Genomic DNA, 18701 nt, shown 5'->3' with positions numbered 1-18701 from the left:
CGCCGTGGCTGCACGGCCGGGGGCCGCGAACTAGGCTCAGGGCACCTGACGACTCTCCCGAGGAGGATCCTTCACCATGGCGTTCGAGACCACCACGAACCCGATGCGCGGCGTCGAGGCCAAGCACGGTTCGGGGCACTACGGCGTGTTCGAGCACGGGGCGCACATCTGGTCGTACCAACCCGACGGGCAGGCGCCCGTGCTGTGGCTCAGCGCGCACTCCGCCTTCTCCGACGACCAGCCGATCCGCGGCGGCGTTCCCGTGATCTTCCCGTGGTTCGGGCCCGGTGAGGAGGGCGACCCGGCGCACGGGTTCGTCCGCACCGCCACATGGCACCTGCAGGACACGAAGGACACCCTCGAGCGTGACGGACGCCTCCTCGTCGAGTACGAGCTCGACCAGGCGATGACCGGACGCCAGGACGGCCTGCCGCACCGCTACCGCGCCTACCTGCGCGCCAAGTTCACCCCCGAATACCTCGGCATCACGCTCGAGATCAACAACACCGGCGAGAACGTCATCACCTTCGAGAACGCTCTCCACACCTACCTGGCCGTCGGGGACGTGCGCGAGGTCACCGTCTCCGGCCTCGACGGTGCGACGTACTTCGACAAGGTCACCGGTGAGACGCAGACCCAGTCCGGTGACATCACCATCACCGGTGAGACCGACCGGGTGTACACGAGCGAGGGTGAGGTCGTCGTACATGACCCGGTGCTCGGCCGCACGCTCGTCATCGCGAAGAGCGGTTCGGCGAACACCGTGGTGTGGAACCCCTGGGTCGACAAGGCCAAGGCGCTGCCCGACTTCGGCGATGACGAATGGACCGGCATGCTCTGCATCGAGGCCGCCAACTGCCGCGACGGTGCGATCACTCTGCGGCCCGGTGAGATGCACCAACTCCGGCAGCGGATCGCGCTCGCCTGACGTCCGCGTGACGCGGCTGGCCCCGGCGCCTCGCCGTGGGTCAGCCCACCGGGCCGGGCGGCCAGAGTTTCGCCACCACGCGTCCGGCCACGCGCTCGGCGGGGACGAAGCGGGCACAGTCGGACGCCGGCGCGGTGCCCCGGCACAGCACCATCGAGTCGGGAGCCACGCCGCGGTGGTCCCCCAGCACGAGCAGCCGCCCCGCGGGCACGGTCACGGGCGGGAAGCAGCGCTCCGATCGCGGCCAGGTGGCGCAGTCGAGGACGCCGGGGGTGAACGGCGCGTCGTCCACCGTGGCCGGCTCGACCCGCGGCTCTCCGTCGACGGTGATCCGCCCCTCGGCGTCGCAACACACCACGGCGTCCCCGGGCAGCCCGACGACCCGCGTGATCGTCCAGAGCTGCCCACCCCCCGCCGCCGGGGGCAGCTCCGCGTCCTCCCACGTGGTGCCGTGGCCCAGTACGACGACGTCGCCGCGCGACGGGCCGTCCGGCCCCAACGCCCAGGACGAGGACAGCACGCGCTCGTCGCGCGTCAAGGTGGACGCCATCGCGTCGGAGGCCACGACGTGCACGCGCACGAACGCCTGCAGCAGCAACGCCACCAGCACCACGCCGGCCAGGACGCCTCCGACGGCCAACCAAGACGTCCGGCCCCCGCCCGCGCGCCGGCGTCCGGCCCGCCGCTCGGTTGCCGCACCGCTCACCTCACCCACCCCGTTTCCGTCACGCGCCCCTGCCTCCGCGGACGCCACTCTCCATGGTAAACAGCCCCTCCGACACCAGCCTGCCGGCCCTGCACCGGGCGGCTTCCAATGACTTGGGCCACGTTGCTCCGGGCGGCCGTGGGGCCGGGTCGTTCGGGCTAGGGTGGTCGTGATCGACAAGAGGAAGTGGTTGCATGTCCCGGATCCAGCACGAAAAGTTCCGTTCCAAGGTGATGTCGGCCGACGAGGCGGCAACCTTCATCGAACACGGGGACAACGTCGGGTTCTCCGGCTTCACCGGAGCTGGCTACCCCAAGCTGATCCCGGGTGCGCTCGCCACGCGGATCCGCGCCGCCCACGAGGAGGGCAAGGACTTCCAGATCGGGTGCTGGACGGGCGCGTCGACCGCTCCCGAGCTGGACGCCACCCTGGCCGAGGTCGACGGCATCAGCTATCGGATGCCCTACCAGTCCGACCCGGTGATGCGCAGTAAGATCAACGCCGGTCTCTCCGACTACAACGACATCCACCTGTCCCACTCCGGGCCGCTCGTCCGCGCCGAGGTGCTCGCGCCGCTGGATGTCGCGGTGATCGAGGTGGCGGGCATCAACGCCGACGGTGAGGGCATTCCCAGCTCGTCGGTGGGCAACAACGTCATCTACCTGGAGAAGGCCAGCAAGATCATCCTCGAGGTGAACAGCTGGCAGAGCCTCGACCTGCTCGGCATGCACGACCTCTACTACGGCTTCGCGCTGCCCCCGGATCGCCGCGAGGTCGACATCCTCGCCCCCGGCGACCGGGTGGGTCAGACCACGTACCGCATCGACGCCTCGAAGGTCGTCGCCGTCGTCGAGACCGATCTGCCGGACCGCAACTCCCCCTTCAAGCCGGCCGACGCCATCTCCGAGGCGATCGCCCAGCACTACCTCGACTTCCTGGCCAACGAGGTGAAGCACGACCGGCTGCCGAAGAACCTGCTGCCACTGCAGTCCGGCGTCGGCAACGTCGCCAACGCGGTGCTCGCGGGTCTCCAGGCCGGGCCGTTCAGCGACCTCACCTCGTACACCGAGGTCATCCAGGACGGCATGGTCGATCTCATCGATTCGGGCAAGCTCACCGTGGCGTCCGCCACCGCGTTCTCCCTGTCGCCGGAGTACGCCGAGCGGATGAACGACGAGGCGAAGAAATATCGCAAGAACATCATCCTGCGGCCCCAGGAGCTCTCGAACCACCCCGAGATGATCCGGCGCCTCGGCGTGCTCGCCTGCAACGGCATGATCGAGGCCGACATCTACGGCAACGTGAACTCCACCCACATCATGGGCAGCCGGCTGCAGAACGGTATCGGCGGTTCGGCCGACTTCACCCGCAACGCCTACATCTCCGCGTTCGTGACGCCGTCGGTGGCCAAGGGCGGGGCCATCTCCGCGATCGTGCCCATGGTCAGCCACCACGACCACACCGAGCATGACGTGCAGGTGCTGATCACCGAGCAGGGGCTGGCGGACCTGCGCACGCTGGCGCCACGCAAGCGCGCGAAGCTCATCATCGAGAACTGCGCCCACCCCGACTACCGTCCGGCGCTGCTGGACTACTTCGAGCGGGCCCAGAAGACGGCGAACGGGCAGCACACACCCCACAACCTGGGGGAGGCGCTGAGCTGGCACGTCCGGTTCCTGGCCGACGGAACGATGAAGTCCTGATCGCGGGCGAAAGCCCCCCAGCGCGTTGGTAACTCTTCACAACGCCTTCCGGTCGCCGATTCGACGCGCAACTGCGGCGGGTCTAGGCGTGACGCCCGCGATGACTTCACCAGACCGCCCCGAGAAGGTGTGCAGAAGGCGTGTTCCTGGTCACCTACCGGGGGACGTCAGGCCTTGTCGGGGCGCGAAACAGGCGCTTTGGAGTTGACGCCGACGCTTATCATCACAAGACTGAATCGGAATCGTCACTCAACGATTCCTTGTAAATGATTGCAGTTCGAGCGGACCCGGGGGGTCCACCCCCCCCTCGCACGGTCGAACTGGGGGGAGGATCTACATGAACACGGCTGCGCGCCCTCGGGGCCGTCGTCCGGGCAACGACGACACACGGGGCACCATCCGGGACGCCGCCAAGGCACTCTTCAGTGCCGAGGGCTATGACCGCGTGAGCCTTCGGGCGATCGCCCGCGCTGCGGACGTCGACCCGGCTCTTGTCCATCACTACTACGACTCCAAGGCCGCCTTGTTCGTCGAGGCGCTCCTGCCGACGGAGGTGGACCTCGCCGAGGTGCACCGCCACATCCTCGGCGGGGAGGTGGCCGAGGTCGGCCAGCGGGCCGCCAGGTCGTTCATCTCGGCGTGTGACGCCCCGGAGGTCAACGACGGCTATCTCTGGCTCATCTCCCAGGGAGAGCAACAGGTCACCCGCTTCCGGGCGGTCCAGGAGTTCACGGCACGGGAGCTGTACGCCCCCATCGCCGAGCACTTCGGACACGAGGACGCCGTGCTGCGGGGTCAGCTCGCGGCGGCTGCCACGCTGGGGCTCTTCGCGAGCCGCAACCTGCTGCAGATGCGGCCGCTGTCGACCACGGCGGTGCGCACTTTGGTGCGCACCACCGGCCATGCGCTCCAGCAGTACTTGGTGGACACCTGGTGATCCCGTTGGTTCGGGGACGGGCCTAGACTGGGCGTCCCCGAACCAGGACGGAGCCATGACGCATCCTGTGCCGACCGAACGCACGGACGCCGCACCTGCGGCGTCCGTGGCCGAGCCGGCCATCGGCACCGTCGCCGCCTCGAAGGACGCCACCACCGACCCGCGGACGGGCGAGCCGCGTCGGCCGTGGTCGATCTACGGGGCGGCGGCGTTGCTGTACCTGGGCGTCGCCGTGGTGTTCGCCGGCTTGCTGTGGGCGTTCTGGCAGAGCATCGACACGTTCGCCGAGGCGGCGTGGCTGCACCGGGTGACGCCCACCGAGCCGGGCTCACTGATCCGCGTGGCCATGGTCAGCGGTGAATTCGTGGTGGCCCTGGTGATCGGGGCCGCCGGAATCATCGCCGCGCACCATGCGTGGTGGGGGTACCGGTGGGCTCGGATCGCCGGCCTCATCGCCGTGGCGCTCAGCTGCGCCGCGCTCATCATCAATCCGCTGGCCAGCGCGGGCATCGCGTTCGCCGTGCTGGGCGCGATTCTGCTGTGGCTGCCGCCGTCGCGGGCATTCTTCGCTCGCTGGCACCTGCGCCGCCACCCCGGCCCGCCGGTGGCCACGATCACCGACGACGTGTACTACGGCCCGCTGCCGAGGTACCGGTGAGCGGCCGCCTCGCCCGGGCCGTCGGTGCGCTGCGGCGCGTCGTGGGCCGCGCGCGGGCGTCCGCTGCGCTGGTGTCGCCCACCCGGTCGGCCCGCCGCCCGCGAACCACCGAGCCGCGCGGCGGCTACCCCGGTGACTTCGAGGGTATGCCGACCGTGGCCTACACCCCCGTGGCCGGCAATCGGCCCGACCCGGGTGAGGTCGTGTGGGGCTGGGTGCCCTACGAGGAGGACGCCACCCGCGGCAAGGACCGTCCCGTGCTGCTCATCGGACGCGACCGCTCCTGGCTGCTCGGGCTGCCGCTGACGAGCCTCGACCACGACCGCGACGCCGCCCAAGAGGCCCGTGCCGGCCGGTACTGGATGGACATCGGGCGCGGCCCGTGGGATTCCCGCGGCCGGGCCAGCGAGGCGCGCGTCAACCGGATCGTCCGGCTCGATCCGGACGCCGTGCGCCGCACGTCGGCGGCCCTGCCCCGCGACGTGTTTGACCGGGTGATCGCCGAAGTCCGCGTGCACCGGGGGCACTGACGCCAGCTCGGCCTACCGCAGGACTTGACCAGATTGGTGCGCCGAAACCCTCCGACTGCTCGCCCCCGCCGCATTTCCGGTCGGCAAGGATGCGCCCGTCTTCCAAGAGCGAATGCGACAACCCCCTGTGGTCCAGGGACTCAAATCAACAGGGTCCGGCCTCGCGTAGCCCCAAGGATCGCGCTGGGCACCGCCCTCGCCACCAGCGCTGAACCGGCTGACGCAGGTCCGCCGTCAAAGGCCACGCGTCACGATGGTGAATCCCCCAGGTTCGATGCGCACGCGGCGGCCACGCATCAGGGCGGAGCCCTGCGACCGACCATCCGCGTCATATGAGGTGGCCACCAGCTTTCCCGAGCCGGCCAAGTCTGGACGCCTCTCCTCGACCCGGCGGCTCTTGGAGGTGAGCAGCACCATGCCCACGCCGTCGCTCTGCGAGGCCAGCATCGCGATCTCAGGCATGACAAGGAGCGCGTCCAGCCGAGCTGTTCCCCCGCGCACGAGCGCTTCGACCGACCTCTCGCCTCCCGCAACGCGTCCGTCGAGCTCGACAGGGGTGAGCCTCGTCGGGGCCGCGGCGTCACCGGGTGCCCCCACGGCGCCGTGATGGATCCACCCAAGCGGACGGCGTCTGCTCACAAACTTCGTCACCGCATGCGAGCCGGGCACCAACTCGACCACCGGCTGCAGCAACCGTGGCTCACGCGAGGCGGGCAGCGTCCACCTCAGCACGGCACCGGCCTGTGCCACGACCTGCTGACCGCTCCACGACGATTCGCCCGTCCACGCGGACGCCGGCGTCTCCACGGTCGCCGGGCCTTGCAGCGCAGCTGTTTCAGCCTCGACGACCACCAGACCGTTGCGCACCTGGATCTGGGCGGACGCCTTCGCGAGCGCCACCAATTCAGGGTTGTCGTCCAGCACGAGCATGGTCAGCAGCCCGTGGATCGTCGACTCGGCACCCGAGTTGCGGTTGATGCGTCCGTCCGCCTCGACGCCGTCGAACGTGACCCCGGTGGCCGGGTCGTAAACAGGCACGCCAGCCAGGTTCGCACCGAAGAACCAGCCCGCGGCGATTCCCGCCAGACGGCGGATGCCGTCACGCCGGGCAGCCACTCCCACGTCATAGCAAGCCCGCACGCGGGCGTCCGCTCCGTACGCGATCTGCACCTTCTCCAGTGGAACCGGCAGCCAACCGTTGTCGGGCCCCGTGGAGGTGAGGAGTTGAGCGGTGAACCCGGCGGTGTCGCCGATCGCCGGCCCCATGAGGTCGGAGTCGCCAAGGGCGATGGACGCCGCCGCCAGCCCTTGGGCCATCTCCGAACCCCAGGCGTGCCACAGGTCCAGCGACTCTGCCCACGGCATGAGGGCGCGGAACGGCCATTGGGTCGTGGTGCCACGATGGAACTCCGCCAGGCCTTGGGCAAACTGCCGGGTTGCCTTCACGGCCGCGGGCGACCCGGTCGCCTGCACATAAGCGGCCAGTCCGAGCAGGGCCTCGCTCGTGGCGTCGGCGCCCTGCGTGATCAGCCACGCGGGCACCTGGACACCGTGCAGGTCGTGGTAGGTGCCGTAACGTACGAGCACGTCGCGCTCGAGGGCTGCGATGGTGAGTTCCATCCGATCCCGCAGGAACGCAGCGAACGCCTGGTCGTGCTGGGCGAAGGCGGCGTACCCTTCGCCGTAGGCCCACACGGCGCGCGCGGTCCAGTACGACTCCCCCTGATCGGCCGGATTGGGGTTGTCCGGCGGGGTCGGTGTCGGGTTCAGCGTGCCGTCCGGCTGCATCCACAGCACGAACTCACCGGCGTACGGGCCGGTGAGGGTCTGGTAGTACGCCATGCCACGTAGCTGTCGGTAGGCCTGCTCGCGGGCGTGCGCCGAGCCGGTCTGCTGCCAGGCCCGCAGGTACACCACCGCCGCCCGGGCGATGTCATCGACGTCGTACGCCCCCTGTCCCCACGTGTCCGTGGCTGCGTCGTAGGCGCCACCGCCCACTGGCTGGTAGCTGCCGTCGGGGCGAACGTCCGCATAGACCCACAACTGGCCCACCTCCGGTTCCTCGGACAGCCGGTAGGTCGTGTGGGCCGCCGAAGGCGTCAGGCGGACGGCGGTGGTCAACTCGTCCAGGTGCCCCAGGTTGGTGAGGGGGGGCGCCGGCGCGGCGCCCGGGGTGGAGGCCGGGGCCGGAGCAGGTGCGGCGACGGCGGTGGCAGCGGAGAGCGCCAGCGGTGCGGTGACGACGCCGGCGAGCAGGGTGCGACGCCGGACGGGGTGATCGATGAGCATGACGTGCCTTTCGAGGTCGGGGATCGGCGCGCGAAGACCGCAGGGGAGGGTGACCGCGTCAGGGGGTGGCTCGGTCGAGCGAGGCGACGCCGATCGCCTCGTCAGCCATGCCGTAGAAGGTGAACAGGCGTCCGTCGACCTCGACGATCGCGGTGGGAAACACGACGTTGCCAACGATGCCGACACGTTCACGCTCTGTCTCGGGGGTGAGCAGCGGATGGGCGGTGCGGGCCACGACCCGGCTGGGGTCGGCCGCGTCCAGGATCATCGCCCCGGCGGCGTAGTGGACGTCCTTCTGCGGCGCGAAATCGTCCTCGATGATGGTGCCGGAGACACCGTGGTAAATCAGGAGCCAGCCTTCGGGAACGCGCACCGGAGGCGGCCCACCGCCTATCTTGAGCGCCTCCCAGGCCGTCTCAGAGCGAGCGATCTCCCGATGACCGAAGGGACGCAGCAGCGCGGCCGGGTCAGCCAGCGCGTCCGAAACCCGGACGTAGGAGAGCCAAATGGCTGCCCGATCATCGGTGACGCCGGCCGGCAGCGACACCTCTTGGCCACGGATGCGCCACATCGGGCGGTGTATGAACCCGAAACAGAGCTCACCTTCGGGGCCAGGGATGGGCTCGGGGAACCAGACCAGATCCTTGTTCGGGAACAGGTTGAGGTCGGTGTCGAGGTGGTCCTCATACCGGAACTGGACCGGCCCCAGGCGCGTCCACGTTGCCAGGTCACTTGAGGTGGCGAGGGCCGCGCGGGGGCCCAACGGACCGTATGCGACGTAGGTCATCACGTACAGCCCCAACGCCTCGATCCACGTGATGCGCGGATCCTCGACGCCCCCGTGGTCGGAGCCGCGCTCCCACCCGCGGTCGGGGCTCAGCACGATGCCGCGCCGCTCCACCCCGGTGGGGACACCGTCGGTCACCACCACATCGGCGACGGCGATGCGCGACCGGTTGCCAGCCGCGACCACGCGCGGGAAGAGCACGAGGCGCCCATCTGGCGCCCGCGCCGCCGCCGGGTTGAGGACGCCCTCCAGCTCGTGCGGGTCGCTGCGGTCGGGCGTCATCACGACCCCCCGCCGCGTCATCGTGTAGGGGAAGTCTGTATGGCTCATGCGGTCCTCTTTCGTGGTCTGGCTGGGGGTTTGAAGGGGCGTAAGAAGTGGGTCGATCGATCAGCCCTTGACGGCGCCGCCAACGACACTGGCCACGAGGTAGCGCTGCAGGAACAGGTAGACGATGAGCAAGGGCGCCGCGACGATGAGCGTCGCCGCCGAGAGCAGGCTCCATTGGCTCGTGTAGGTGCCCTTGAAAGCGAATAGACCGAGCGTCACGGGCCACTTCTCCTGGTCGGTGAAGAGGATGGTGGCCAAGATGATGTCGTTCCACACGCCGATCGCCTGCAGGATGAAGATGGTTGACAGCACGGGCGCCATCAGCTTGGGCAGGAACGTGAAGAGGTAGCGCAGATACCCCGCGCCGTCCATCGCGGCGGCCTCGTCGATCTCCCGGGGGATTGAGCTGAGGTAGCCCGTGACAAGGAGGGGTCCGACGCCGACACCCGAGGCCATGATCAAGATGTAGCCGAGCGCCGTGTCGTACAAGTTCAGGCGCAGCGCCATCTGGAAGACCGTGACCAGGGTGTTGGGCAGGAAGAGCATGGCGGCGAAGACGCCCTGCCACAGCCGGGGATGCTTGACGTATCCGCGAGCGACAGGGAACCCGATCATGAGGGACATGACGGTGCCCAAGGATGCGGCAACGAAGGTGTACAACACCGAGTTCAGCACGTAGTTGGCGAAGTTGCCCTGCTCCCATGCGGCGACGAAGTTGCCGAACTCTGGGGCTCGTACCAGGCCGGTGGGGTTCACCAAGAACTCGGCGTTGCTCTTGAGGGCCGTGTTGATCAGGAACAACAGCGGGTAGGCGTACACGATGATCACGATGAGCATCAGCGCGTAGCCGACGAGGGTGAGCGGCGTCAGTCGATGGCGCCCGACGGGGGTGTCTTCGCGAGCGGCGATGGGTCGTGGCGGGGCCGCGACGGGGAGGGGTGTGGTCACAGCGCCGTCTCCTTGGAGCGCAGGTACGCCAGCGTGGCCAGCGAGATGATCGCCACGATGACGAACTGGACGATCGAGATGGCGGCCGCGTAGCCCTGCGACTGAACGGTACCGCCTTGGGCTCCCCCGAAGCCTTGGGTGAAGATGGCGAGGCTGAGCACCTGGGTTGCCGGGTTGATCGGCCCGGTCAGCACGTAGATGAGCTGGTAGCTCTGGAGCGCACCAATGATGCACAGCAGAGTGTTGGCCGTCACGGACGGGGCCAGCAAGGGGATGGTCACATTGCGAAGCTTCTGCCAGTTGGTCGCTCCGTCAATGTCGGCCACCTCGTACAACTCCTGCGGGATGGCCTGCAGGCCGGCGAGATAGATGACGACGGCGACGCCGATTCCACTCCACACCTGCACGAAGATCACGAGCGCCATCGCGAGGTTCGGGTCCCCAAAAAATGCGCTGGACTGCCCAAACGCTGCCCACAGCTCGGCGGCCGGCCCGGCCGACGGGTTGAAGATCAGCGAGAAGATCAGGCCGATGACGGTGACACCCAGGATGGTGGGCAGGAACACGACGGCGCGGGCGAAGTTGCGCCCCACGAGGCGCTGGTTGAGCAGGACCGCGATGAACAGAGCGATCACGTTCTGGAAGAAAGTGACTGCAAAGGCGAAAACGAAGGTGTTCTTCAGCGCCGACAGGTTGTAGCCAATCTGGGCCGAAGAGAAGAACGTCAGGTAGTTCTCCACGCCGACGAAGCGTGTCGGCAGATAGGGCAGCGACCGGATGTCCGTGAACGAGATGACTAGGATCAGAACCGCCGGGACGAGCGAGAACAGGACAATCAGGCTCATTCCGATGGCGAAACTGATCTGGGCGGTCAAGCGCCGGCCGAAGACGATGTAGTTGCTACTGTTCACGCCTTCCCCTCTCGGGTGGGTGGGGGTGGGGGCCCGGTCCGAGGGCCCCCACCGAGGGACGTGGTTGACGCGCGGCTCGGCAGGGCCCAGCCTTGCGTCTCAGCGGACGGCTCTATCTACTTGGCGGCGTCCCAGTCCCGCTGCGCGGCGTCGGCAGCCGCCTGCGCGTCACCGGCTCCCATTGGCTGGATGCCCTGCCAGTTGAACGGAAGGGCGGCTGCCTGGCCGGCACTGGTGTTGGCGATCCAGATGGTGTCCCACGCCGGTTCGAAGGTCTCGGTGTATTGCTCGATGCCGGTGTAGAACTCGTCACTCGCGACGCCCGGCTGCGAGGGCGCGAACCCTGCCTCGTCGTTGAACAACTCGTAGTTGTCGGCGAAGAACGCCATCCACGCCATGGCGGCCGGCTTGTTCTTGGCGTTGCTCGGCACTGCGAGGCTCAGCTCCGCCTTTCCGCCCAGGGACGCGTTGTCGGCCGCGGTGTCGCTGGCGGGCAGCGGGAAGTAGCCGAAATCAACTCCCCCGGCCTCGCGCAGCGAGCCGACGTTCCACGTCCCGTCGGAGATCATCGCTGCCTGGCCATTGAGGAACTCGGAGGTCATCTGGGAGTAGTTGGAGCCCGCGAAGTTGGGCTGGCCGTACGAGTAGACCTTTTCCACCTTCTGCAGCACCTCGAGCTGCTCGTCGTCGTTGAGCGCGATCGTGTGCTCGTACAAACCCTGGGCCAGATCCTGCTTGGCCTGGGCCGTGGGGTAGGTACTCTGCACGACGCTGAGCATGATGATGCCGGCGGTGTCCTTGCCGCCGATCGAGATGGGCGTGATGCCATTTGTCTTGAGGGTCTCACACAGGGTGATGAACTCGTCCCACGTCGTGGGCGGAGTCAGGCCGTTCTCCGCGAAGATCTCCTTGTTGTAGGTGAGGCCCGTGTAGTAAGAGAGGCCCGTCGGCACCGTGTAGTTCTTGCCCTTGTACCGAGTTTGCTCCAGCACGGACGGGGTGAACTTCTCCATGAAGGCTTGGTCGGTGAGGTCCACGAACCCCCCGGCATCGGCGAGTCGGGCATCGTCGCCCATGTTGGACTCAGGCACGTAGCTCGGTAGTTCCCTGGGGTTGGCCAGTCCCACGTCGATGCTGCCTGCGGTCAGCCGCGAGGTGCGAGCCTGGTTGTAGTTCTCGTTGGGCACTGCCGTGAAGTTGACCGTGACGTTGGGGAACTCCTCGGCGAAGGCGTCGTTGACGGCCTTGAATCCGGCGTCTGAGCCAGCGGCACTCGACACCAGGATGTTGAGCTCACCGTTGACAGCCGCAGTGTCCGTCGGAACTGATGCGGGAGCCGGTGCCTCCGCGCCCGAGCATGCGCTGAGCGCCAGAGCGGTCGCGCCCGCAAGGGCGATCAGCCGGAAATATCGTGCGCGTCCGGCGCGCAACTTCATCGTTGCCATGGGGGTCCTCCCGTATCCGAAACGTTTCGGTGGGCAGATAGTAGCAGTCGTGGCCACCCATGCAACAGAGGTCGAGGCGGCCCCTCAGATCGCTTTGTGCGAGTACGCACTTAGTGGCCGGGGGGCGGTGGGGCGGTCGAGCCCGCCAGGACGAGGCCGGCCGGCTCGATGTGGGCGTGTTCCACGGCACCACCGGCGATGCGGTCGAGCAGCAGTTCAGCGGCGCGGCTTCCGAGGTGGTGGGGCGAGGTGCGTACCGTCGTGAGCGGTGGCGAGATGTAGGACGCCAGTCGGATACCGTCGAAGCCGGTGACCGACAGCTCTTGCGGGACGCGGACGCGGCGGGCGCCCGCACGCGACACCAGGCCGATAGCCATCAGATCGTTGGCGCATACGACGGCTGTCGGGGGTTCGGGCAGGTCCAGCAGTGCGTCGGCGGCCTTCGCCCCGCTCTCGGTGCTGAAGTCACCGCGGACCAGCGGCCCGGGGGGCAGACCGGCCTCGGCGAGGGCATCGCGCCACACCTGCTCGCGCTCCCCTGAATGCACAAACGCTGCCGGTCCGGCCAGGTGCGCGACGCGCTCATGCCCAAGGCTGAGCACGTGGGCCATCAGATCGCGAAGGCCCGAGTGGTGATCCTGAGTGACTGACGACGCAGCGCCTCCCGGTGGGGTGACGTTGATCGCCACCGCGGGCAACGCCAGCTCCTCGACCATGGCGAAGCGCGGGTCGTCGGCCTGCACGTCAGTGAGGAAGACGCCGTCGACCACGCCGCCGAGCGCCCAACGCGGCATGCGCTCCAGCACCTTCTCGGGGGTCGCGGCCAGCATGAGCACCAGCGCGTGCCCGGCCGGGTCGAGCACGGTTTCGACGCCCCCGAGGAAGCCGGCGAAGAACGGGTCGGCCTCTAGGACGGACGCCGGCCGCTGCAGGAGCAGGCCCACCGCCCATGCGCGGCGGGAGACGAGGCTCCGTCCCTGCATGGACGGAACCCACCCCATCCGCTGCGCCGCCTCCAGCACTCGTTCACGTGTAGTCGGCGCCACACCGTCGCGACCGTTCAGTGCTGCCGAGACCGTGCTGATGGCGACGCCCGCCTCACGGGCGACATCGACGATGGTGACGCGTCGGGCCACACCCTCTCCTGTCGCTCGGGTTCTGCTCAGCGTAGCGCCGCGACGGACGTGCCCAAGCGTCGAGCGCGGCTGGTGAGCTGGACGTTGAGCGGCCAGGGCCGCGCGTTCGCCCAGCGGGGTGAGCACGCGGGATTGATGTTCCTGATCTGGCATGCGAGCGTCAACGTGGCGCTGGATAGCAGCACCGGACGGGGACACAGTGACCGCGCGATGGCTGAGGGGCGTGGACGCCTTGTGGAGGGCAGCGTGGCCATCTATTAAGCACTGTACTTCGGGGATGGGGCTCAAGCCGAGGGAGAAACACCTGTGACGTGCCGCCTGGCAAGCCCCGTTCGATGGGAGCGGGCGACGGGAATCGAACCCGCGTGTCCAGCTTGGGAAGCTGGCGCTCTACCATTGAGCTACGCCCGCAGTGTTGCTCGCGCAACCCGGCCATTCTAACCACGTCCCCCCGCCGCCCGCATGTCGCACCGGTCCCGGCCAGGCCGGCGGCCCGCCCGGCGGATGCGCGGCGGATGCGCGGCGGCGGCGTCAACTCACCCTTCAGGGTGGCCCCCGAGCGACCCCGGGTCACCGACGCGAGGTCTCGCCACGGCGTCCACCCCCGCTTACGGTGGAGCCATGACCGTCTCCCCCGATCCACGCCAGCCCGGACACATGCGCGTCGGGGACGCCGACCGCGGCATCGTCGCCGACCTGCTGTCCGCCGCCTACGCCGAGGGACGTCTCACGCGCGACGAACACGGCACCCGCCTCGAACAGGCCATGGCGGCCCGAACGTTCGACGACCTGCGCGGCCTCACGGCCGATCTCGTGCCGGCCACCAACACCGGCCGCACCATCGGCGCGTTCAGTTCATCGGGATCGGCGCAGATCGACCGCACGGCGGGCTCCTCCGAGGCCGACACCTCCTTCGCCATCTTCGGCGGCGTCGAGCGGAAAGGTCCCTGGCACGTCCGCCGCCACGTCTCAAACATCACCCTGTTCGGCGGCGCGGAGTTCGACCTCAGGGACGCGACCTTCGAATCCGACGTGGTCGAGATGAACCTGTTCTGCGCCTTCGGAGGAGTCGACATCACGGTGCCCGAGGGGGTCAACGTCCGCAACGAGACGGTCGCCATCTTCGGCGGGACGAGCGTCTCCCGCGTCCACCCCGTGCCTGGCGCCCCGACGGTCGTGCTGAAGGGCCTCGTCCTCTTCGGCGGGGTGGACGCCAAGGGCCCCCGCACGAAGAAGCGCGACCGGTGATGCGGGGCCCGACGTCCGACTCGTCCTCGGACTCGACCGAGGGCGCTGCCCCACTGTCAGACCCCGCACCTAGGGTGGGCGACATGCAGGCTCTCCGACCCGATCAGCACCCCGCCGACCCTGAATCGGTTCCGACCGCCTTGTCCCCGGGTGGTGCCCTGCCGCCGCTCCCGCCGGCATCGGAGGATCGTCTCGGCCCGCCCGACGTGCCCGCCGTCTTCGCGCCGCCCGCTGACACGTGGCGCCGCGTCTCACCCAAGCTCATCACGGTCCGCCGGATCAGTTCGTCGATCACCTTTGCGGTGCTCGCCCTCATCACGGCCGTGCCCGTCTGGTTCATCTGGGAGCAGGCCTGGGCCGCCGCCATCCCGCTGGTGGTGTTCTTCCTGTGGTGGTTGTGGGCGTGGATCCGGGCCGGCCGGGTCGTGCGCGCCATCGGCTACGCCGAGCGTGAGGCGGACCTGTGCGTGACCGAGGGACTCTGGTTCAAGCACCTCCTCGTGGTTCCGTTCGGTCGCATGCAGGTGGTGAAGGTGTCGTCCGGCCCGCTCCTGCGCGCCCACGGTTTGGCGACCGTCGAGCTGGTCACGGCGTCCGCCACGACGGACGCCACCATTCCGGGCCTGCCGCTGGAGGAGGCCCGCATCCTGCGGGACCGGCTCATCGAGCTCAGCGACGCGAAGGGGTCGGGGCTGTGACCGACCGGCCCGACACCGCCCAGGGCGCGCCCGGAGACGACGAAGCAGCCCCGCTTGGCTCGCTCGGCCCGCCGCCCGCCGACGCCCCCGGTCGCGTCGTCGTCGAGGAGCGGATGCACCCCCTCAGCCCGTTGGTGAGCCTGTGGATCGGCGTGGTCGCGTTCGGCTGGTTCGCCCTCACGTCGATACTGCAGGGCGACCGCACGTTCGCCGACATGTCGGACCTCGTGGGCCGCATCCCGTGGTGGCTGCTCTTCCTGATGGGCGCCCTGCTGCTGGGGCTGGCGTGGGGCTACTGGTCGTGGTGGACGACCAAGTTCATCATCGACGATGCCGAGCTGCGCATCGAGAACACCGGTGCGTTCCAGGAGTCCAAGCGCATCGCCTTCTCGCGCATCCAGTCCATCGACATCACCCAGCCGTTCGCCGCGCGCCTGCTCGGCCTGGCCGAACTCACGATCGACGTGGGGGCGGACACGTCCACCAAGCTCGCCTACCTCAAGCGCGGACGCGCCGCCGAGATCCGCGACTACCTGATGGTGCGCGCCCACGGCCGCTCGGCCTCCACGAAGGACGCCGCCACCCCGGACGCCGCCGCCTCCGCCTGGGACGACCTGTCGGCCCGCGACGAGATCCTCATCCGGCTCAGCCCCGGCGAGGTCATCCTCGGTGCCGTGGCCTCGCTCGAGGTCATCGGTCTGCTGATCGCCTTCGGCATCCCGATGGCCATCGCCGCTGCGTTGGACGTGCCGGCACTGGCCGTGGGCACCGGGATCATTCCGCTGGCCATCGCGCTCGCGGGTTTCCTGAGCAACAGACTGTTCGGCCAGTTCAACTACACGCTGGCGCAGACGTCCGCCGGCGTCCGCATCACCCGCGGGCTGTTCACCCTGAAGAGCCAGACGGTGCCAGCGCACCGCGTGCAGGCCATCCGGATCAGCCAGCCGCTGCCCTGGCGCTGGCTCAACCGTGCGCGGCTGGATGTGACCGTGCTCGGCCTGGGGCTCGGCGGCGACGGCGAGGGCCCCGCGACGACGATGCTGCTGCCCATCGGGCGACCCCACCAGGTGCAGGCGGCGCTGGCTGCGCTCTGGCCCGGGCTGGAGCTGGATCGCCTGACCTTCAACGGCCCGCCGCGGCGTGCCCGGTGGCTGGACCCGTTCGCGTTCCCCTGGCTGGGTTACGCGCTGGACGACCAGGTGGTCGTCAGCCGCCTCGGCTGGCTCAACCGCACCCAGCAGATCGTGCCGCACGCCCGCATGCAGTCGGTGCGGCTGACCCAGGGCCCGCTGGAGCGGCGCGTGGGCGTCGCCACCGTGCAGCTGCACACCACCAACCCGCTCGGGGAGCGGATCGTCCACATCGACGCCGACGAGGCACGGGGCCTGGTGTTCAGACAGATGGACCGCGCGCGCTCCTCCCGCACCGACGAGTTGCTGGATCCCCCCGGGCTCCGCGAGACGCTGGTGCATCGTGCGGACGCCCCCGCCGATGCCAACGTCTGGTTGCTGCGCACCCACACCGACGCCGCCGCGGAGCAGCAGCCGGCCCCGGTCGCCGGTTACGACCGGTCGTTCGATACCGGGGGTGCCGGTCTGGCGGACGCGAGCCCCGAGGCTCGCTAGGCTCTGCGGCATGAAGATCCGTCACGCCCTGGGCATCGACATCGGGGGCTCCGGCATCAAGGGAGCCATTGTCGACCTCAAGAAGGGCGAGTTCTCGACCGACCGCCTTCGCATCCCGACGCCGCAGCCGGCCACGCCCGAGGCCGTCGCCGACGTCGTCGGCCAGATCGCCAAGCACTTCTCCGAGGAGCTGGGCGACGGCCCCATCGGCATCACGATCCCGGCCATCGTGCAGCACGGCATCACCCGGTCGGCCGCCAACATCGACCCGACCTGGATCGACGCGGAGGCCGAGAAGATCTTCGAGGAGCGCCTGGGCCGCGACATCACGCTGGTCAACGACGCGGACGCCGCCGGCGTCGCGGAGGTCCGGTGGGGCGCGGCCAAGGGGCACCCGGGCCTCGTCATCGTGACGACGCTCGGCACCGGCATCGGGTCGGCGCTGATCCACAAGGGCGAGCTGATCCCGAACTCCGAGCTCGGCCACCTGGAGATCGACGGCCACGACGCGGAGTCGCGCGCGGCGGCGTCCGCCCGGGAGCGGGAGGGCCTGGACTTCGACGTGTGGGCGACCGAGCGCCTGCAGCGGTACTACGAGACCGTCGAGTTCCTGTTCTCGCCCGACCTGCTCGTGGTGGGCGGGGGCGTCAGCAAGAAGGCGGACAAGTTCCTCCCGCTGCTCAAGCTCCGCACCGAGATCGTGCCCGCCGAGCTGCGCAACGCGGCCGGCATCGTGGGTGCGGCGTGGCTCGCCGCCGATCGACTGAAGAACCCGGACGTCCTGATCAAGAAGTGACCCGCCGCGCGGGGCACCTCACGCCATGGTCGCCAGCATGGCGGAGGTGACCTCGCCGCGGGGCCGGCGTCCGGCGAGGACGTCGGTGACCGCGTCCACCGCCATGCGGCCCATGCGGTGCAACTCGAGCCCCTGCGACCCGGCCCAGTGCGGGGTCAGCGTGACGTTCGGCAGCTCCCAGAGCGGGTGGTCGGCGGGCAGCGGCTCCGGGGTGGTGACGTCCAGGATCGCGCGGTGGCGTCCCTCCTTCAGCACGGCGACGAGACCGTCCTGGTCGACGATCGCCGGCCGGGCGGTGTTGATGAACGTCGCGCCGTCGGGCAGGGATGCGAGCAGCTCACGGGTGACCATGCCGCGCGTGGCCGGCAGGTCGGGGGCGTGCAGGCTGACGACGTCGGAGCGGGCGAACAGCTCGGCCAACTCCACCTTGGTGGCGCCCAGGGCAGCGGCGTCGGCGTCCGACACGTAGGGGTCGGACAGCAACACGTCCAGGTCGAACGGCGCGAGCAGCGCCAGCACCCGGCGCCCGATGGAGGAGGCCGAGATGATGCCGACCACCCGCCGGTAGTTGCCCACCCGGGCGAACGTCGGGCCGGCGTAGGCGTCCGGATCCGCCCAGACGGTGCCCCGGCTCGACCGGTAGACGGCGGCCGCGTCGGGCACGGCCTTGCCGGCCAGCAGGATCCACCCGAGCGCGAACTCGGCGACGGGCATCGCGTTGGCCTCGGCCGCCGACGTCACCACGATGTCCCGATCCCAGACCTCCGGCGCGAGCAACGCCTTGACGCTGCCGGCGGTGTGGAACACGTGGGTGAGGCCCGGCAGCCGGTCGAGGGCGGCGGCGTCCAGACGGGGCGAACCCCACCCGGTGATCAGGAACGCGATGTCGTCACCCTGCGGCGGTTCCACCCCCGGGTGCGCCGTCAGGTCGAGCGCACGGTGCATCGCAGCGAGGTCGCCCGGCGCGAACATCCTCTCCGGCAGGCCGGCAGGCATGGCGAGGACGGCTCGGGGACGTTCGGTCAT

The 18701-nt window shown here is 69.3% G+C and carries 17 protein-coding genes and 1 tRNA gene; 9 read left to right on the top strand and 9 right to left on the bottom strand.

What is annotated here, in order from left to right:
- Positions 1–76 precede the first annotated feature (76 nt).
- Positions 77–928 (top strand): D-hexose-6-phosphate mutarotase, encoded by an 852-nt coding sequence (locus IFY26_RS15240; RefSeq protein WP_232549858.1) that lies wholly within the window; start codon positions 77–79, stop codon positions 926–928.
- A 40-nt stretch (positions 929–968) separates the two neighbouring features.
- Here the strand turns inward: IFY26_RS15240 and lepB are convergent, their stop codons facing one another.
- The gene (lepB, locus tag IFY26_RS15235) at positions 969–1634 is read right to left on the bottom strand and encodes a signal peptidase I (protein WP_232549857.1); all 666 of its coding nucleotides are present in this window, start codon (positions 1632–1634) and stop codon (positions 969–971) included.
- Between the two features lie 194 nt (positions 1635–1828).
- Between lepB and IFY26_RS15230 the strand changes: the two genes are divergently transcribed.
- The 4 genes from IFY26_RS15230 (at position 1829) to IFY26_RS15215 (ending at position 5462) form a co-directional block, all read left to right on the top strand.
- A complete protein-coding gene (locus IFY26_RS15230; RefSeq protein ID WP_232549856.1) occupies positions 1829–3337 on the top strand; it encodes an acetyl-CoA hydrolase/transferase family protein in 1509 nt (502 codons plus the stop codon).
- Positions 3338–3674: 337 nt separating this feature from the next.
- Positions 3675–4274, top strand: a complete 600-nt coding sequence (locus IFY26_RS15225; RefSeq protein ID WP_232549855.1) for a TetR/AcrR family transcriptional regulator — start codon at positions 3675–3677, stop codon at positions 4272–4274.
- 55 nt (positions 4275–4329) lie between these two features.
- Complete coding sequence (locus tag IFY26_RS15220) at positions 4330–4932, top strand: hypothetical protein (protein ID WP_232549854.1); 603 nt, start codon at positions 4330–4332, stop codon at positions 4930–4932.
- The gene (locus IFY26_RS15215; RefSeq protein WP_232549853.1) at positions 4929–5462 is read left to right on the top strand and encodes a type II toxin-antitoxin system PemK/MazF family toxin; all 534 of its coding nucleotides are present in this window, start codon (positions 4929–4931) and stop codon (positions 5460–5462) included. The genes IFY26_RS15220 and IFY26_RS15215 overlap by 4 nt, the downstream gene beginning before the upstream one ends.
- Positions 5463–5696: 234 nt before the next feature.
- Here the strand turns inward: IFY26_RS15215 and IFY26_RS15210 are convergent, their stop codons facing one another.
- From IFY26_RS15210 to IFY26_RS15180, 7 genes are all read right to left on the bottom strand, one after another.
- The gene (locus IFY26_RS15210) at positions 5697–7751 is read right to left on the bottom strand and encodes a hypothetical protein (RefSeq protein ID WP_232549852.1); all 2055 of its coding nucleotides are present in this window, start codon (positions 7749–7751) and stop codon (positions 5697–5699) included.
- Between the two features lie 58 nt (positions 7752–7809).
- Positions 7810–8868 (bottom strand): glycoside hydrolase family 130 protein, encoded by a 1059-nt coding sequence (locus IFY26_RS15205; RefSeq protein WP_232549851.1) that lies wholly within the window; start codon positions 8866–8868, stop codon positions 7810–7812.
- 60 nt (positions 8869–8928) lie between these two features.
- Positions 8929–9816 (bottom strand): carbohydrate ABC transporter permease, encoded by an 888-nt coding sequence (locus tag IFY26_RS18280; protein WP_232549850.1) that lies wholly within the window; start codon positions 9814–9816, stop codon positions 8929–8931.
- A complete protein-coding gene (locus tag IFY26_RS15195; RefSeq protein ID WP_232549849.1) occupies positions 9813–10691 on the bottom strand; it encodes a carbohydrate ABC transporter permease in 879 nt (292 codons plus the stop codon). Before IFY26_RS15195 ends, IFY26_RS18280 begins: the two co-directional genes overlap by 4 nt.
- 152 nt (positions 10692–10843) lie before the next feature.
- Positions 10844–12172, bottom strand: a complete 1329-nt coding sequence (locus IFY26_RS15190) for an ABC transporter substrate-binding protein (protein ID WP_232549848.1) — start codon at positions 12170–12172, stop codon at positions 10844–10846.
- A 110-nt stretch (positions 12173–12282) separates the two neighbouring features.
- Positions 12283–13308, bottom strand: coding sequence for a LacI family DNA-binding transcriptional regulator (locus IFY26_RS15185; protein ID WP_232549847.1), 1026 nt, complete (start codon positions 13306–13308; stop codon positions 12283–12285).
- A 340-nt stretch (positions 13309–13648) separates the two neighbouring features.
- Positions 13649–13719: transfer RNA gene (locus tag IFY26_RS15180), tRNA-Gly, on the bottom strand.
- 210 nt (positions 13720–13929) lie between these two features.
- Here IFY26_RS15180 and IFY26_RS15175 point away from each other — a divergent pair.
- From IFY26_RS15175 to ppgK, 4 genes are all read left to right on the top strand, one after another.
- On the top strand, positions 13930–14556 hold the full coding sequence (locus tag IFY26_RS15175) for a DUF1707 SHOCT-like domain-containing protein (protein ID WP_232549846.1): 627 nt from the start codon (positions 13930–13932) through the stop codon (positions 14554–14556).
- A gap of 83 nt (positions 14557–14639) precedes the next feature.
- Complete coding sequence (locus IFY26_RS15170) at positions 14640–15254, top strand: PH domain-containing protein (RefSeq protein WP_232549845.1); 615 nt, start codon at positions 14640–14642, stop codon at positions 15252–15254.
- Positions 15251–16879: a PH domain-containing protein gene (locus IFY26_RS15165; protein ID WP_232549844.1), complete on the top strand. Its 1629-nt coding sequence runs from the start codon at positions 15251–15253 to the stop codon at positions 16877–16879. The genes IFY26_RS15170 and IFY26_RS15165 overlap by 4 nt, the downstream gene beginning before the upstream one ends.
- A gap of 16 nt (positions 16880–16895) precedes the next feature.
- The gene (gene ppgK / locus IFY26_RS15160) at positions 16896–17675 is read left to right on the top strand and encodes a polyphosphate--glucose phosphotransferase (protein ID WP_232549884.1); all 780 of its coding nucleotides are present in this window, start codon (positions 16896–16898) and stop codon (positions 17673–17675) included.
- A gap of 18 nt (positions 17676–17693) precedes the next feature.
- Here ppgK and IFY26_RS15155 read toward each other — a convergent pair whose 3' ends face one another.
- The gene (locus tag IFY26_RS15155; RefSeq protein WP_232549843.1) at positions 17694–18701 is read right to left on the bottom strand and encodes a hydroxyacid dehydrogenase; all 1008 of its coding nucleotides are present in this window, start codon (positions 18699–18701) and stop codon (positions 17694–17696) included.

Source organism: Propioniciclava soli (genome assembly GCF_014858005.1).
Taxonomy (GTDB): Bacteria; Actinomycetota; Actinomycetes; order Propionibacteriales; family Propionibacteriaceae; genus Propioniciclava; species Propioniciclava soli.
This window is presented reverse-complemented; position numbering and strand designations above follow the sequence as displayed.

Excerpts from the sequence above, each read along its gene's own strand:
- IFY26_RS15175 (WP_232549846.1), top strand. The coding sequence starts at position 13,930 with ATGACCGTCTCCCCCGATCCACGCCAGCCCGGACACATGCGCGTCGGG.
- IFY26_RS15170 (WP_232549845.1), top strand. The coding sequence starts at position 14,640 with ATGCAGGCTCTCCGACCCGATCAGCACCCCGCCGACCCTGAATCGGTT.
- IFY26_RS15220 (WP_232549854.1), top strand. The coding sequence starts at position 4,330 with ATGACGCATCCTGTGCCGACCGAACGCACGGACGCCGCACCTGCGGCG.
- IFY26_RS15205 (WP_232549851.1), bottom strand. The coding sequence starts at position 8,868 with ATGAGCCATACAGACTTCCCCTACACGATGACGCGGCGGGGGGTCGTG.
- IFY26_RS15190 (WP_232549848.1), bottom strand. The coding sequence starts at position 12,172 with ATGGCAACGATGAAGTTGCGCGCCGGACGCGCACGATATTTCCGGCTG.
- IFY26_RS15230 (WP_232549856.1), top strand. The coding sequence starts at position 1,829 with ATGTCCCGGATCCAGCACGAAAAGTTCCGTTCCAAGGTGATGTCGGCC.
- IFY26_RS15155 (WP_232549843.1), bottom strand. The coding sequence starts at position 18,701 with ATGACCGAACGTCCCCGAGCCGTCCTCGCCATGCCTGCCGGCCTGCCG.
- IFY26_RS15240 (WP_232549858.1), top strand. The coding sequence starts at position 77 with ATGGCGTTCGAGACCACCACGAACCCGATGCGCGGCGTCGAGGCCAAG.
- IFY26_RS15210 (WP_232549852.1), bottom strand. The coding sequence starts at position 7,751 with ATGCTCATCGATCACCCCGTCCGGCGTCGCACCCTGCTCGCCGGCGTC.
- IFY26_RS15225 (WP_232549855.1), top strand. The coding sequence starts at position 3,675 with ATGAACACGGCTGCGCGCCCTCGGGGCCGTCGTCCGGGCAACGACGAC.